Below are 14,205 nucleotides of genomic sequence, written 5' to 3'. Positions count from 1 at the left end.
GATCTCATCTGTTACTATACTCTTTATAGTGATATTTCTTTTCTACACGACTCCCCTGATAGTGCTCCCGCCTCCGCGGGGGCGGGCGGCCCCCACCCCCCCCCCCCCCGCAACTTGCGTGTACAGCAAGGGAGTTGATGTCACTTGAATGGCAGTATCGAGGTTCGCGGTCTCTCCCGAACCTTCCACACCACGGTCCGCCGCCCCGGCTTCGCCGGGACACTGCGCTCGCTCGTCAACCCGGAGCGCGTCGCCAAGCACGCCGTCTGCGACGTGTCCTTCTCCGTCGCTCCCGGCGAACTCCTCGCCCTGCTCGGCCCGAACGGCGCCGGCAAGTCCACCACCATCAAGATGCTCACCGGCATCCTCACCCCCACCGCCGGCGAGGCCCGGGTCGCGGGCGTCGTGCCCTACGAGGAGCGCGAGCGCAACGCCCGCAACATCGGCACGGTGTTCGGACAGCGCACCCAGCTGTGGTGGGACCTCCCGGTGCGCGAGTCGTTCGCGATCCTGCGCGACATCTACGAGGTGCCGAAGCCCGAACACACCGCCCGGCTGAAGGAGTTCGACGACCTTCTCGACCTCTCCTCCTTCTGGGACACCCGGGTCCGCCACCTCTCCCTCGGCCAGCGTGTCCGCTCCGACTTGGCCGCAGCCCTGCTGCACGACCCGCCGGTCGTGTTCCTCGACGAGCCGACCATCGGCATGGACGTGGTGGTCAAGGAGCAGGTGCGGGAGTTCCTGCGGCACCAGGTGGCGGAGCGCGGCCGCACCGTCCTGCTCACCACCCATGACATGACGGAGGTCGAGCGGCTCGCCGGGCGGGTCGTGCTGATCAACCACGGGCGGCTCGTGCTGGACGGCACGCTCGACGAGATCCGCCGTAAGTACGGCTCGACCTGGCAGGTGCGGGTGACACTCGCCGACCCGGCCACCGAGGTCGGCTCCCTGCCGGGCGTCGCACTGCTGCGCCGCAAGGGCCCCCAGGCCGTCTTCGGCCCCGACGGCCCTGACGCACCGACCGTGCACCAGGCGCTGAAGCAGGTCATCGAGCGGTACGAGGTGACGGACCTCGCCCTCGACGAGGCGGACCTGGAGGACGTGATGCGGGCCGCGTACGTGCATGCCGGGCCGGCCACGGAAGGGGCCTGAGATGGCCGCCGTACCGCACGGCTGGCGCGCCGCCCGCGTCACCCCGCTCGGTGAGTTGCACGCACCGCCCCGGATGACCGCCGTTCTGCTGCGGCTGACCGTACAGGTGGTACTGGTGGCATCACTGTGGCACGGCCTGTACGCACAGACGGGCACCACCGCCGGACTCGGCCGCGAGCAGGCGGTCAGCTACGCCGTGCTGGCCGTACTCGCCTCCCGTCTGCGGGAGCTGGACCAGTACGCGGGCCGGGACACGGTGCTGCAGCACATGCACTTCGGCACGATCGTCTACTGGTATCTGCGCCCGCTGCCGCCCCAGCGCTACTACGCCCTGCGGGCGCTCGGCGAGCAGGTGTACGGGCTGGCGTGGGCGCTTGGCGGCTACGCGGTCTGTCTCGCGGCGGGGGTCGTGCAACCCCCCGGATCGGCGGCCGTGGCCGGGGTGTTCGTGGTGAGCATGCTGCTCGGCCAGTGGGTCCTGTACTACATCATGCTCATGCTGGACCAGCTGTGCTTCTTCACCCTCCGCAACAACTCCGCGATGCTGATCCTGATCTTCGCGCAGAACCTGCTGTCCGGGGTGTACGCGCCGCTGTGGTTCTTCCCCGACTGGTTCATCACGCTGAGCGGCTTCCTGCCGTTCCAGGCGACGCTGAGCGTGCCGTTGTCGATCTACGTCGGCCGTATCGAACTGTCCGACGCCGGGGCCCAGTTGGCCGTCCAGGCCGCCTGGGTGGTGGTGCTGGCGCTGTTCACCCGGTGGGTGTGGCGGCGTGCCGCGCGGCGCGTGATCTCGCAGGGAGGCTGAGATGTCACTGAAGGCGCTGCGCCTCGTCTGGCGTATCTCGCTGCTGAACATCCGTGCCTCGATGGAGTACCGCACGGAGTTCCTGCTGAACATCGCGGTCGGCGCGATCTGGCAGGTGTCGGTGATCGTGTTCGCGACGGTGCTGCTGGCGCGGTTCACCGGGATGGGCGGCTGGGACAGCTCGGACGTGCTGCTGATCCCGGCGATCCGGATGCTCGCGCACGGCTTGTTCGTGCTGTTCCTGGGACGTGTGCACTTCATCGGGCGGCAGATCCAGGAGGGCAGGATCGACGTCTATCTGCTGCGCCCCATGCCGGTGCACCGTCAGGTCCAGCTCGCGTACTTCCCGACCAACGCGATCGGCGACCTGACGGTCGCGACGGGCCTGATGGCGGGCGCGCTCAGCCGCAGCGAGCTGGACTGGACGACGGGCCGGGTCTCGTATCTGATCGCCGCGGTCATCGGCGGGATGCTCCTGGAGGCGGCCCTGTTCACGGTGGTGGCGAGCGCGTGTCTGCGCTTCCCTGCCGCCGACTACTGGAGCCGCTGGCTGGAGGAACTGCTCGGCACGTTCGGCAGCTACCCGCTCAACGTCCTCCCCCGGGCGGTGGGCGGCTTCCTCACCTTCGCCCTCCCGCTCGCGTTCGTCGCCTATCTCCCCACCGCAGTCCTGACCGGCCACGACCACGACCTCGGCGTCCCCTACTGGCTGGCGGCGGCCTCTCCGCTGCTCGGCATCGCTGGGTATCTGGCGTCTCGGCTGGTGTGGCGGTGGGCACTACGCCACTACACCGGGGTCAACGGGTGACGAGCGCCCCGGCGGCCCCGTCGGGCTGAGAGCCTGCGAAGCCGAGCCGCCGTCGCGGGAGGGGCGGGAGGAGCCACATGAGCGGCTCGGCAACGCCGTGGACCTCCGCCAGGACATCGACACCGTCACCGCCGGCGTTACCCGGCCCTGGAGTTCCGGCGTCGTGAAGGGAAACGTGGACCGCGGGGAAGTTTTTTGAGCCCGAGGTCGTCCCTGAACTGCTCAATCAGTTTGCCTCGATCACAGTCGAGGTCGGGCACTCCTGCCGCCTGGTCGCTGGCGCCTTCGGCAATCGCCTTGTGCGCCTTGATAACGCGTTCCACAAGATCCCGCGCTGATTCTGACACCCTCTTATCAGCGAGAATTTGGATCTCAGCCGTGACTGCATGGAGGCGACCGTCCTCCGAACGGCTCCGCTGACGATCCCTCGCCTGACCATAGCTGGCGCTGATCGACCGGAGATACTCGGAATAAGCGTTTTGCTTCGCAAGGCGGTGCGAGTCCTCTCGCTGCCACTTGCGGTTAATCGATGCCACCCACGGCTGGGAAACGACACCGACCACGGCTCCGCCCAAAGCTCCGATCACGCCCACGACAGCCGGATCCATATCCAGCCTCCTCACACCGTCAGCCCAAGACACTTATCCTCAGTGGCCTCCCAGAATTCTCCACCGTTGGCGCACGCCATAGCTCGACCGACGCCCCGAACTGACGAACTGTCGAACGGCCGACGCGAGAGAGCCGGCACGCTGTCGCAGCCCGGGCCGGCGGGGTTGGCCTGCGGTCAGGTAGGTGGGTGTGGCAGTTCGTCGAGGAGGTGGGCGTACCCGACGTCGTCTTCGCCTGTGGTGCGCTGCGGTGACCGTACCCGGTCGATCAGCCCGTGCGCCCGGTCCACCCATTCCTGAGGCACGGGATTTCCGGACAGCTCCCATTGGCGCAGCACTGCGGCCAGATAGCGTTTGATGAAGTGGGTCGCGTCCGGGTCGAAGCCGTACAGCGCCGCCCGTACCGCCTCTCGGTGCACAGCCGAGAAGTTACCGTCCGTGCTCCACAGTCGGAACAGCAGCCGGGCGGCAGAGACTGCCTCTCCGTCGGTCAGGACCACATAGCTGGTGAGCGCAAGGCCGAGTCCGAGCTCCTCCAGGGACTGGGCCAGGTGCAGCAGCGCATCGGTCCCTGTGTCGCACCGCAGGTGGGCGTCCCAGGCCACCGCGTCCGGGCTGGTGTGCAGCCAGCCGATGTAGCGCCGCCCGTCGCTGCCGGGCGCGTAGCCGTAGCTCCAGTACGGGTTGACCGCGCGAGGGTCTTCTGTGCTGAGCAGTGGAGGGCCTTCCCACAGGTCGGGTTCCGGGGCGTTCTCAAGCCGGATCGTGATGTCGCGCCCCTCCCCGTGCCACACCCGTTCCAGGCTCAGCCGGTCCGCCAGGGCCCGCCATTCCTCCGTGTGCAGCTGCGACTCCAGCAGCAGCATCGTTCGTCGCCATGCACCGACCGGATCGTGTTCAGCGGGGAACAGCTGTCGCCCCGGCAGCTCCTCCGCCACCACCACCAGGAGTAGTAACAGGTTGGCGCGGTAGAAGGCCGGAGCGACCGGGGCAGGACGCACGGTCGGCCGGTAGGACCCGTAGGAGGAGACGCTCCGCTCGTCCAGGGACGAGTGGAACAGCCGCAGCAGCAGTCGGCACAGCTCCGCGCGGTCCCGCTGCGGCCGCGGTCGCAGGGCCTCGACCAGGAACGCCACGACCGGCCCGCGCCCAGCGCATGCGGCGAACGACAGCAGCGCGTGCAGGAACGAGTCATCGGTGCGGGAGCGTCGAGGCCGCCGGGCCTCTACCCGCTCGGCATCCAGAAGACCCTGAAGTTCCTGTGCGACGAGTCGGGCGACCAGGAACTCGCCGAAGGTCGCGTGCAAGAACTCGTACGAGCGCAGTCGCACATCGTCGCGGAATGCCTCCGCGTGATGGATGAAGAAGAACCGGCCGATGGTCGTCTGCGCTCCGCTCAATGCGGCTCGCAGCCCCATGGGCGGGGATGCCTGTTGCGGGAGGAGCGCGACCAGATCCGCCTCCAACTCGTCTTCGGTGACCCACTGCCGACCTCGGTTGAACATTCCGAAGGCGGCCACCGAGAGCCGCAGCAGCTCGTACTCGATCGCCCGTGCCACTTCCTCGTCCGTCAGCCGCGCCTCGTGCTTGAGGACCTCCCGGCGCGCGAACCGGGCGAGCAACCGCTCGTACAGCTCGAAGCCGGCGAGCTTGCCCGCTGCCCGCTGATAGGCGTTGTCCTGGGCGTCGTACAGTGCCAGCATCAGCAGCAGGAGCGGCTGGCTCGCGAGGTCGGGCTGGGTGAGTGCCTGTTCGGGGGTGAGCGGGCGAAGGCCGTGGCGGCTGAAGTAGGCGGCGTTCTTGCGGTTCCAGAGTTCCAGCCACTGTCCGGTCTGCGTGGCACTGAAAGGTTCGAGCCGGATCGCTGTCCCGCCCGGCGTCAGCCGGGCCCGGTCGGCAACGACAGTGCGGCTGGTGACGATGATGGCGAGTGGCCGGCCGAGCGCGGCCTCGCGTTGCTGGAAGTTCGCCACCCGCTCCAGGTAGTCGGACTGGTGCAGCCCGGTTGCCTGGAGCAGTTCGTCGAACCCGTCGAGGAGGACGACCGGCAAGGCGGGGCCGGCCGCGCGGACGACGTCCGCCCAGTCCATGGTCCGCTCGCCGGTGGCCTGCCGTATCGCCGCCTCGATCTGGTCCTGTACGCCCGTGTCGGCGGGTACGTCCCGTAACGGGACTCGCACGACCAGGAAGTCCTCGGCCGGCAGCCGGGCCGCGAGCACCTTGGTCAGGAGCGACTTGCCGGAACCGGGAAGACCCAGCAGCAGGATGGGCACCTCAATCGCCTTGGGCGCCGTCAGGAAACCCTCCAGAAACCCGTCCAGACCGCCACGCACCTCGTGCTGCCGCCACCATGTCTCGCTGGTCAGCCGGTCCGCCGCGCCGAACGCGGCTACCCGGAAATCCGCGCTCACGTATGCCTCGCGCAGACTCGGGATGACCATCCCCTGGGCGGTGTCCCCCGTCCCCAGGACCGGCGCATCGAGCAGCAGGGTCCCGGCGCGACGCAGGGCGGTCAGGCGGCCGGCCGGAAGGTCCCCGTGCACGAGCCGGGTGACGGTGTCCTCCAGGCGGCGGACCGCGACCCGGGTCGCCCGGTGGTCGACTCGGTCGGCCCAGATCCCCACGTCCGGGAAATCGACGGCCAGTTGGCGGAACATCTCCTCGTAGAAGGTCAACGCGGCGTTCGGGACGTGATCGTGGAGGGTCGCGCGCACTTCCTGGCGCGCTGCGGATGTGAGTCGGTCCCAGACCGCAAGGCCGCAGACGTATGCCTCCATGTGCCCGGACATCGAGGCATAGAAGCCACGCAGGGCGGCCAGGGTCGACTCGTACGGCTCGTGCGGCGAGGGCAGCGGCAGGTGCGAGCGCAGGAGGTGGTCGACGACGGCGGCAAGGCGGCGGGACTCGGGGGCGTCACTGGTGGCGAGCCGCACCGAGTCAGTCCGCGTCGTGGCCAGTTCTCGCGCGTCGAAAGGCAGCCGCGCCTGGGCGATGGCGTCGCCGTAGGCCGCCACCACGATGACCGCGTGGGCGGCGGCCATGCGCTCGGTACGCTCGAACCGGCCCAGGCCCTGGATTCGTTCGGCCGTGCCCGACACCAATGAGCGGCTGAGCCGGGCCAGTTGGGCGTCAGCCCCGAAGAGTGAGAGAACCAGTTCGGGCGCGGGCCCGACGGCAGCCGTAAGGGCGCCGCCCACAACACGGTCCAGCGCATCGAGGACCGGCCCGTTCCCTCCGAGCAGTCGTACGGCATCGGCGTAACGCAATGGTCCTGGCATCCCCCGCACCCCCCGGGAGCCAGAATCCCATGCCGACGCCATACGGTGTCGCGGGGTACTCCCAGGATGCCCGGCGCTGCGTACGGCGTGTGGGTGCGGGTGAGCCTCTCAGGGGCGGGGGCGTGAGCGCCGTATCGGCGTGAACAGCGCCGCGACCGCGATCAGTACGCAGCACCCGCCCGCGACCAGGCCCACCGGCGCCGTGCCGTGGTGTTCCGCGGCCCAGGTGAGGAGGGCCGCGCCGAGCGGGGCCGCCGCGTACTGAAGGGTCCAGAAGGCGGCGGTGACCCGGCCCAGCAGGTGTTCCGGGGTGACTTCCTGACGCAGTGACATGGAGCAGGTGCCCGACATGGCGACGCAGGCCAGGAAGCAGGCGCTCAGGGCCGCGACGACGGGGACGTCCCGCGCCCAGCCGAGTCCGGCGAAGGACAGCCCGCACACCGCGACCGCGCCGGTCCAGGTCGGTCCGAAGCCGAGCCGCCGGCGGACCCGGGCGACCAGCAGGGCGCCGGTGATGGTGCCGAGCGCGCCGACGGCCATGACGGTGCCGACCGTGCCGTCGTCATGGCCGAGGTCGTGCTTGAGGTGGTAGATGACCAGGTCGTTCAGGCCGAGGGTGAGAAAGCTGAAGACGAACAGCAGGGCGGTCAGGGCGCGCAGCACGGGGTGGCCGTGGAGGAAGGCGATGCCGGTGCGCAGGTCCCGCCACAGTCCCGACCGTTCGGGGGCCTTCGCCGGTCGTCCCCGGAGCCGTACGAAGGCCAGACAGGCGGCGGAGACACCGAAGCTCGCCGCGTCCACGCCGACGGCCGCGGCGGGGCCGGACCAGGCGGCGACCAGTCCGGCGCACAGCGGTCCGAGAACGCCGGCCGCGGCGGCGGTGGCGTTGAGCCGGCCGTTGGCCTCGGTGAGCCGCTCGGTGCCGACGAGGCCGCGGACGACGGTGACGTAGCCGACGGCGAACAGCATGCCGACGGCCTCGCAGAGCGGCAGGACCACGTAGAGCAGCCAGATCTGCGGCCCGAACAGCCAGACCAGCGGCACGAGTCCGTACAGCGCCATGCGCACGAGGTCGCAGCCGATGAGGAGCCTGCGCCGGTCGACGCGGTCCACGACGGCCCCGGCGAACACGGCCGCGAGGACCGAGGCGGCGCCACCGACCGCCGTCAGCAGGCCCATGCGGGCGAGTGAGCCGGTCGCCTGGAGCACGAGCAGGGGCAGGGCGATCAGGGCGAAGGAGTCGCCGAGGACGGAGAGGGTCTGGGCGGTCCAGAAGATACCGAAGTCGCGTTGGCGCCACAGCGGGCGGTCGGGACCGCCGGGTGCGGGTGCGGGTGGGTGCGCTGCTGCGGGAGACGTCGGGCCACCCGGCTTCCCCTCGCGCTGTGCCTCCTCGTACGCCATCACCCGGCCCCCCGCCGACCCGAAACTCCGGACATGATTCGAATCCCCGGCAACCTTACGGGGCGTTGGCGGCCACCCAGGAACGGCGGAGAACGCGATGATCAGTGGTCCGCGCAACACGGCGTCGGATCAGGCACCTCGAAGGGGACGAGGGTGCCGCCCACGGCGGGCATGGCGGTCAGGACCAGTTCGCCGTTCTGCCACTGTGGGCGCACATGGTCGCCCGTCACCAGGGCGGTGTCCGGGGCCGGTTGGCCGGGCGTGCCCAGAACCGTCACGCGGTCGATCGCTGAACCGGACACCACGTCCGCGATGGTCACCGTGCCGGTCAGCGTCGCGACGCCCGGGTAGATCACCGCCCGGCCCATCGCGTCGGGGGCGCCGCGCGAGATCTTGTGTCCGTGGGGGGTGAGCCGCTCCTGGGCGGTACGCAGGAGCGGCTCGGACGGGAGGGTGAGGGAGAGCGCTACGCGTGGGCGGTCTCCTCGCACCAGGTGGGTGCAGCCGAACACGCCCTCGGGGAAGGCGAGTTCGGCCGCCAGCGTGTGGAGCAGGTGGTCGGCCGTGCGGAGGTCCCGGATGTCCGGGTCCACGGTCAGGACGTACGTGGTCACGAGGGCAGGACCCACACCGGGTTGGAGTAGAACCACAGATCGCGCCACGGGTCGGCGTCGCCGACGATGTCGATGGCGGGGCCGGCCGGGTCGACGGCGGCGCCCATCGGGCCGACGGCCGTGCGGTTGCCGTCGGTGCCGCGCAGGCGGACGTAGACGGGGTGGTCGACCTTGCCGAGGTCGTAGGTGAGGCGGACCGTACCGGCCGACTTGTCGATCTCGTACGACTTGACCACCCTGGCCGTCGGCGCGGTGAAGGTGTCCCCGTCGGCGACCGGGCCGGTGACGTCGCCCTGGATGACGTCGAGGCGCGCCAACTTCGGTGTGAACCCCGCCCAGTTGGGGCCGCCGGCCAGCGCCACTTCGACCATCAGCGTGACGTTCGTGCCCTTCGTGACGTGCAGGGCGCCGCCGAGTGTGGCCCAGCGGCGGCCGCCGGTCACGCGGACGTCGAGGCCGCCGATGAGCTGCCCGTGGTCGACCCAGATGCGGCCCGCGCGGATGCCGTCCATGACGGCGGCGTAGGAGAAGCCGTCGGCGCCGACGTGGGTACGGCTGTACTGGCCGGGCCAGTAGTCGCCCTGGGTGATGTCGATCTTGCCGCCGTAGACCGGGTCGTCGTAGCGGCCGTTGGTGTTGAAGTCGCCGCCGCCGCGCACCGCCGTGTCGGCGTACACCTGGTGGGAGTCGGAGTTGGCGGTGATCCACCAGGGCTTGCCCTCGGCGAGGAGGCTGTCCCAGAGGCCGCCGACGGTCGCGGTCATCCAGTCGAAGCCGCCCCAGGTGCGGTAGCTCTCCAGCGGGTAGCCTGCGAAGGAGTTGGCGCTGGGGTTGTTGTCGTAGATGCCGCGGGCGCGGGCCATGCCGAGCGGGGCGGGCAGGCCGGCGGCCTGGTGGCCGGGGGCGCCCTCGAAGCCGACGGCGATCTGGCGGGCGGGGCTCGCGTCGCGCCAGCCGCGGATCTCGTGCGGGGAGTCGACACCGCGCCGCGCCGGGTGGTTGGCGAGCATCAGCGCGTCCCTGACCTTGCGGTGCTCCACCTGCTCGGCGAGGAAGTTCAGGCCGGCGACGGCGAGGGCCTCGTTGGCGGGCGTGGAGTCGGAGGCGCCCTTGACGCTGCCGTCGTAGTCGGTCTCGAACTGCTTGAGGACGGAGACCTCGTTCTTGCCGGGGTGCACGAAGACGGTGCCGTGCTCGGCGCCCGGGATGTTCCACTCCAGGCCCTGGAAGACGAGGGTGTCCTCGTAGGCGGCGCGGGCCGCCCGGATGTCCGGGTTGACCTTGTCCACGCCGATCTTGGCGTGTGTTGTGCTGCCGTGGTCGGTGATGACCAGCCAGTCCATGCCGTGTCTGGCGCCCTGGCGGACCTGGTCCACGACGCGGTACTTGCCGTCGCTGCTGTACTGGGTGTGGATGTGGTGGTCGCCGGCCAGCCACAGGAAACCGTTGGTCCTGCGGCCACCGGAGGCGGCGGACGCGGCGGACGCGGCGGACGAGGCCGAGGAGCCGGCCGTGGAGGCGGCGGCCGAGGCCGGGGCGAGGACGCCGGCCGCGGTCAGTCCGGCGCCGAGCAGACCGGCGCGGCGCAGCAGCGTGCGGCGCGACTGCTGTTCGGGAGTGAGGGCCTCGTCCGGCACGGAGGTGTCGAGGGCGGCGGACAGGGCGGCTTCCGACGCGTCGCGCGAGTGGTCGTGGTCATGACCGTGTCCGTGATGGTGGTGATGCCCGTGTCCGTGTCCGTGTCCCATGGAACCCCTCCCGATGCCGCTGCCTTCCGCGGCTGCCTCCTGCGGCGCTGCTGCGCCGTGTGTGGAGGATCAAGGCGAAACATGAACGTTGAACGAGCGGCGGATGGCGTCCGGATGCCCCGGACGCGGCGGAACACCACGTCCCTCACTGTTTCCCCAACAGACCTTGTACGTCACCCTGGTTGACATCGAACCTGAACAGCGCTCATCTTCTTCGTCACCCATCGGAGATGCCCCCACCATGAGAAGACTGATCGGCACCCTCGCGGCCGCGGCCCTGGCCCTCACCGGCCTCGCCACCACCGGCTCGGCCCCCGCGGCGGCCGCCACCACCGGTACCTTCAACGTCCTGACGTACAACGTCGCCGGCCTCCCGGAAGGCCTGAGCTCCGGCAATCCGGAGAGGAACACCCCGCTGATCTCGCCGCGCCTCGGGGCGTACGACATCGTGAACGTCCAGGAGGACTTCAACTACCACGCGGCCCTGTACGCGGGCGACGACCACCCGTACCGCACGGCGACCAGCGGCGGTGTGCCGTTCGGCGACGGCCTCAACACCCTCTCGGACCACCCCTTCGAGGACTTCGAGCGGGTGAAGTGGAACAAGTGCACGGGCACCAACTGCCTGACCCCGAAGGGCTTCTCGCTCGCCCGGGTCCGCCTCGCCGAGGGCGTCTTCGTGGACCTCTACAACGTCCACACCAACGCCGACGACACGGCCGACGCGCTGGCCGCCCGCCGTGCCAACGTCGAGCAGTTGTCGGAATTCATCCAGGCGAACTCCTCCGGCAACGCGGTGATCGTCATGGGCGACACCAACACCCGCTACACGCGCACCGGCGACAACATCCGCACGCTGGTCAGCGAGAACGGCCTGACGGACGCCTGGGTGCGGCTGGTCAAGGGCGGCACGGCCCCGGCGGCGGGCAGTGACCCGCTGCTGTGCGACGCGAAGGCGCCGACCAACGACTGCGAGGTCGTCGACAAGGTCCTCTACCGCGGCAGCAAGCTGCTCACCCTCAACGCCACCCGCTACAACAACGACTGGGCGAAGTTCCTCCGCGAGGACGGCGAGCACCTCTCCGACCACTTCCCGCACACGGTCGACTTCTCCTACACGCTCAACTCGTCCCTGAAGGCGAGCGACTTCTTCGGCGGCCCGCACGGCACGGCCTTCAACGACGCCGACGACCTGCCGGCCACGCCCGCGCCCCGCACCCTCACCCTGCGCGGTGGCTCCCGTCTGGACGCGCTGTCCCTGACCCACGACGGCGGCACGGCCCTCACCCACGGCGGCTCGGGCGGCACGGCGACGTCCCTGACCCTGGCCTCGGGCGAGCACCTCACGGCCGTGAAGCTGACGCAGGGCCAGAAGGACGGCCGTACCCGACTCTTCTCGGCGTCCTTCACGACGGACAAGGGCCGCTCTCTGTCCTCCGGTACCGCGACGTCGGACGCGAAGACCTTCACGGCACCGTCGGGCTGGCAGATCGTCGGCTTCACGGGACGGTCGGGCGACGAGCTCGACAAACTCGGGGTGCTGTACGCGCCGCTCGGCTGACGCCGAACGCCAAGGGGCCCGCTTCCCGTGGAGGCCTTCCCTGGAACCCTCTAGGATGGATCCTAGAGGGTTTAGGCCAGGTCACGTATTCGGAGGTCACCCGCCCCATGGTCCGCGCAGGACTCACCGCCGACCGGCTCGCCGCGGCCGCCGCGGAGCTCGCCGACGAGGTCGGGTTCGAGAACGTCAGTCTGTCCGCGCTGGCGCGGCGCTTCGGTGTGAAGGACGCGAGTCTGTACTCGCACGTCAGGAATCTGCAGGACCTGCGCACCCGGGTCGCGCTGCTGGCCGGCGGCGAGATGATCGACCGGATCGCGGCCGCGGTGGCGGGACGTGCCGGGAAGGACGCGCTCGCCGCGTTCGCGGGCGCCTACCGGGAGTACGCCCTCGCGCACCCGGGGCGGTACGCGGCCACCCAGATCCGCCTCGACCAGGCCCTGGTCGCCGACTCCCCCGCCATGCGCCGCACCGCCGAGATCACCTACGGCATGCTCCGCGCCTACGGCCTTGAGGAGCCCGACCTCACCGACGCCGTCCGGCTGTTGCGCAGCACCTTCCACGGGTACTGCGCGCTGGAGTCCACCGGGGCGTTCGGCGCCCCCCGCGACGTACAGGAGTCCTGGGAGCGCGCCGTCGACGCCCTGCACGTGGCCCTTGCGAACTGGCCGCGGAACGGGCACGTCCGGCAGCCGCCCCAGTTGTCACCCTGACCACTTAGACTGGAAGCTTCGCGGAGGTCACACGCCGCCGCCACGGGGGAGGGAGCGCGGCTTGTCCCAACAGCAGCTCGGGCGCGGCCCCTTGAGGCCCCGTCAGCCCGGCCCCACACCTCCCGCTCCCGACGAGGATCCCGTGGACGGCTCACCCCCGGCGCGTTTCGTCGGCTGGCTCGGTGGCCTGGGGTGCGCGGCCGCCGGGTACGGCGTGTTCCAGTTCCTGTTCAGCGTGCTGCCCGACTCGCTCGACGGCTCGGCCGCCCGGTATGTGATCGCCGGGGTCAGCGGACTCGGCACCTCCGTCGCGGCCTGGCTGGCGGCGGCGCTGCTGCGTGCCCGGGCGGCAGCGGCGGCAGTGACGGCAGACCCCGCGCGGGTCCCCGCCGTGGGACCCGCGGCCCTCGCGCCGGGCGCCCCCGGCCCGCTCCCCCAGGTCTTCGCGTCCGCCTACGACTCCCTCGTCGACCAGGTGTCCGTCGTGGACGACCCGGAGCACGGGCGCCTCACCGGCTGGCCGCACTCCCTCGGCGAGGACTCGCCGTCCCGGCCCACCCCCGTCGGCACCGCGTACGGCCTGCACATCATGCTCGACCTCGGTGTGCCCGACGGACGGCTGAGCACCGGCGACCTGGTGGACACCCTGTGGCGGCTGCGGCTCCCGGACGGCGGCTGGTCGGCGCGGTCCCAGGGGTCCGAGGCGCGCCCCGAGGTCACCGCGCTGGTGCTGGGCGCGCTGGCCCGTGCGGGCACCTCCGCCGAGCGGCTGGCCGCCGAGGTGGACCTGTGCACCGACGGGTTCACCCGTCGACTCGACCGCGCCGGGCGGGAGTCGACCCATGTCGTGACGACCGTGCTGCGCGGCCTGCTGCGTGCCGCGCCCCGCTGCGAGGTGCTGCCCTCGCTGCGCGAGGCCCTGGCCGACGGTGCGATCAGCGACCCGCGCCGCGACCATGTGCGCTGCTGGGGGTACCGTCTGCAGCCGCCGTACGGCAGGCCGTCCCCACTGCACACCGCCCAGGCCGTCGTCGCCCTCGACCGGGCCGCCCGGGCCCTGGGCGAGGACGGTGACGCGCGCGCCGCCCGGGCCCGGGCCGCCCGCGAGGACGGCGTCCGCTGGCTGCTGTCCTGCCCGGACGCGCCCCACGACACCTGCCCGGACCTGGAGAACGTGCACGAGGAGGTACGCCGGCCCCGCACCGACGACCCCTCCCGCCACGAGGTGCTGAACGTCCGGCACTTCACCGCCTCCTGGCTGGTCCGCGCCCTGCTCTCACCGGGCGCCCTGGAGATCGCCCGTACCGAGGGCCTGGAGGACGAGTGGCGGGTACGGCTGGACGGCGCCCTCGCCGCGGTGTGGGCGGGGCAGACGGACGGCGTCTGGTTCTGGACGCTGGGCGGCGGCACCGACCTGCGGCGGCCCATGTGGATGACCTATCAGGGGCTGTCGGCGCTGCGCGCGCATGCCGTATGGATGTATCAGCCGGTTGGCTGAACTCCAAGGTCGTGAA

Annotated in this window: 11 protein-coding genes; 6 read left to right on the top strand and 5 right to left on the bottom strand. The window is 70.8% G+C overall.

Annotation, left to right across the window (positions count from 1 at the left end):
• Positions 1 to 144: 144 nt before the first annotated feature.
• Genes ACFWYS_RS36315 through ACFWYS_RS36305 form a run of 3 tightly spaced genes read left to right on the top strand, consistent with a single transcriptional unit; the run spans position 145 to position 2,768 of the window.
• Positions 145 to 1,152 (top strand): ATP-binding cassette domain-containing protein, encoded by a 1,008-nt coding sequence (locus tag ACFWYS_RS36315; protein WP_384778406.1) that lies wholly within the window; start codon positions 145 to 147, stop codon positions 1,150 to 1,152.
• Position 1,153: 1 nt separating this feature from the next.
• The gene (locus ACFWYS_RS36310; RefSeq protein WP_384778403.1) at positions 1,154 to 1,960 is read left to right on the top strand and encodes an ABC-2 family transporter protein; all 807 of its coding nucleotides are present in this window, start codon (positions 1,154 to 1,156) and stop codon (positions 1,958 to 1,960) included.
• Position 1,961: 1 nt separating this feature from the next.
• Complete coding sequence (locus tag ACFWYS_RS36305) at positions 1,962 to 2,768, top strand: ABC transporter permease (protein WP_384778400.1); 807 nt, start codon at positions 1,962 to 1,964, stop codon at positions 2,766 to 2,768.
• Positions 2,769 to 2,905: 137 nt separating this feature from the next.
• Here the strand turns inward: ACFWYS_RS36305 and ACFWYS_RS36300 are convergent, their stop codons facing one another.
• The 5 genes from ACFWYS_RS36300 to ACFWYS_RS36280 form a co-directional block, all read right to left on the bottom strand.
• Entirely contained in the window at positions 2,906 to 3,376 is a 471-nt protein-coding gene (locus ACFWYS_RS36300) for a hypothetical protein (RefSeq protein ID WP_384778397.1), read from the bottom strand.
• A 176-nt stretch (positions 3,377 to 3,552) separates the two neighbouring features.
• Positions 3,553 to 6,654, bottom strand: coding sequence for an NACHT domain-containing protein (locus ACFWYS_RS36295; RefSeq protein WP_384778395.1), 3,102 nt, complete (start codon positions 6,652 to 6,654; stop codon positions 3,553 to 3,555).
• Between the two features lie 108 nt (positions 6,655 to 6,762).
• A complete protein-coding gene (locus tag ACFWYS_RS36290; protein ID WP_384778392.1) occupies positions 6,763 to 8,058 on the bottom strand; it encodes an MFS transporter in 1,296 nt (431 codons plus the stop codon).
• 101 nt (positions 8,059 to 8,159) lie between these two features.
• Positions 8,160 to 8,672: a hypothetical protein gene (locus ACFWYS_RS36285; RefSeq protein WP_384778390.1), complete on the bottom strand. Its 513-nt coding sequence runs from the start codon at positions 8,670 to 8,672 to the stop codon at positions 8,160 to 8,162.
• Positions 8,669 to 10,420, bottom strand: a complete 1,752-nt coding sequence (locus ACFWYS_RS36280) for a PHP domain-containing protein (RefSeq protein WP_384778387.1) — start codon at positions 10,418 to 10,420, stop codon at positions 8,669 to 8,671. The genes ACFWYS_RS36285 and ACFWYS_RS36280 overlap by 4 nt, the downstream gene beginning before the upstream one ends.
• 241 nt (positions 10,421 to 10,661) lie before the next feature.
• Between ACFWYS_RS36280 and ACFWYS_RS36275 the strand changes: the two genes are divergently transcribed.
• The 3 genes from ACFWYS_RS36275 (at position 10,662) to ACFWYS_RS36265 (ending at position 14,189) form a co-directional block, all read left to right on the top strand.
• Positions 10,662 to 11,981, top strand: a complete 1,320-nt coding sequence (locus ACFWYS_RS36275; RefSeq protein ID WP_384778384.1) for a jacalin-like lectin — start codon at positions 10,662 to 10,664, stop codon at positions 11,979 to 11,981.
• A gap of 107 nt (positions 11,982 to 12,088) precedes the next feature.
• Positions 12,089 to 12,691, top strand: a complete 603-nt coding sequence (locus ACFWYS_RS36270; protein WP_384778381.1) for a TetR-like C-terminal domain-containing protein — start codon at positions 12,089 to 12,091, stop codon at positions 12,689 to 12,691.
• A 61-nt stretch (positions 12,692 to 12,752) separates the two neighbouring features.
• Positions 12,753 to 14,189, top strand: coding sequence for a hypothetical protein (locus tag ACFWYS_RS36265; RefSeq protein ID WP_384778378.1), 1,437 nt, complete (start codon positions 12,753 to 12,755; stop codon positions 14,187 to 14,189).
• Positions 14,190 to 14,205 lie beyond the last annotated feature (16 nt).

Origin of the sequence: Streptomyces sp. NPDC059010 (genome assembly GCF_042740355.1) — a bacterium.
GTDB lineage: Bacteria > Actinomycetota > Actinomycetes > Streptomycetales > Streptomycetaceae > Streptomyces.
The sequence above is the reverse complement of the archived record's forward strand: the minus strand, read 5'-3'. Positions and strand labels throughout refer to the sequence as shown.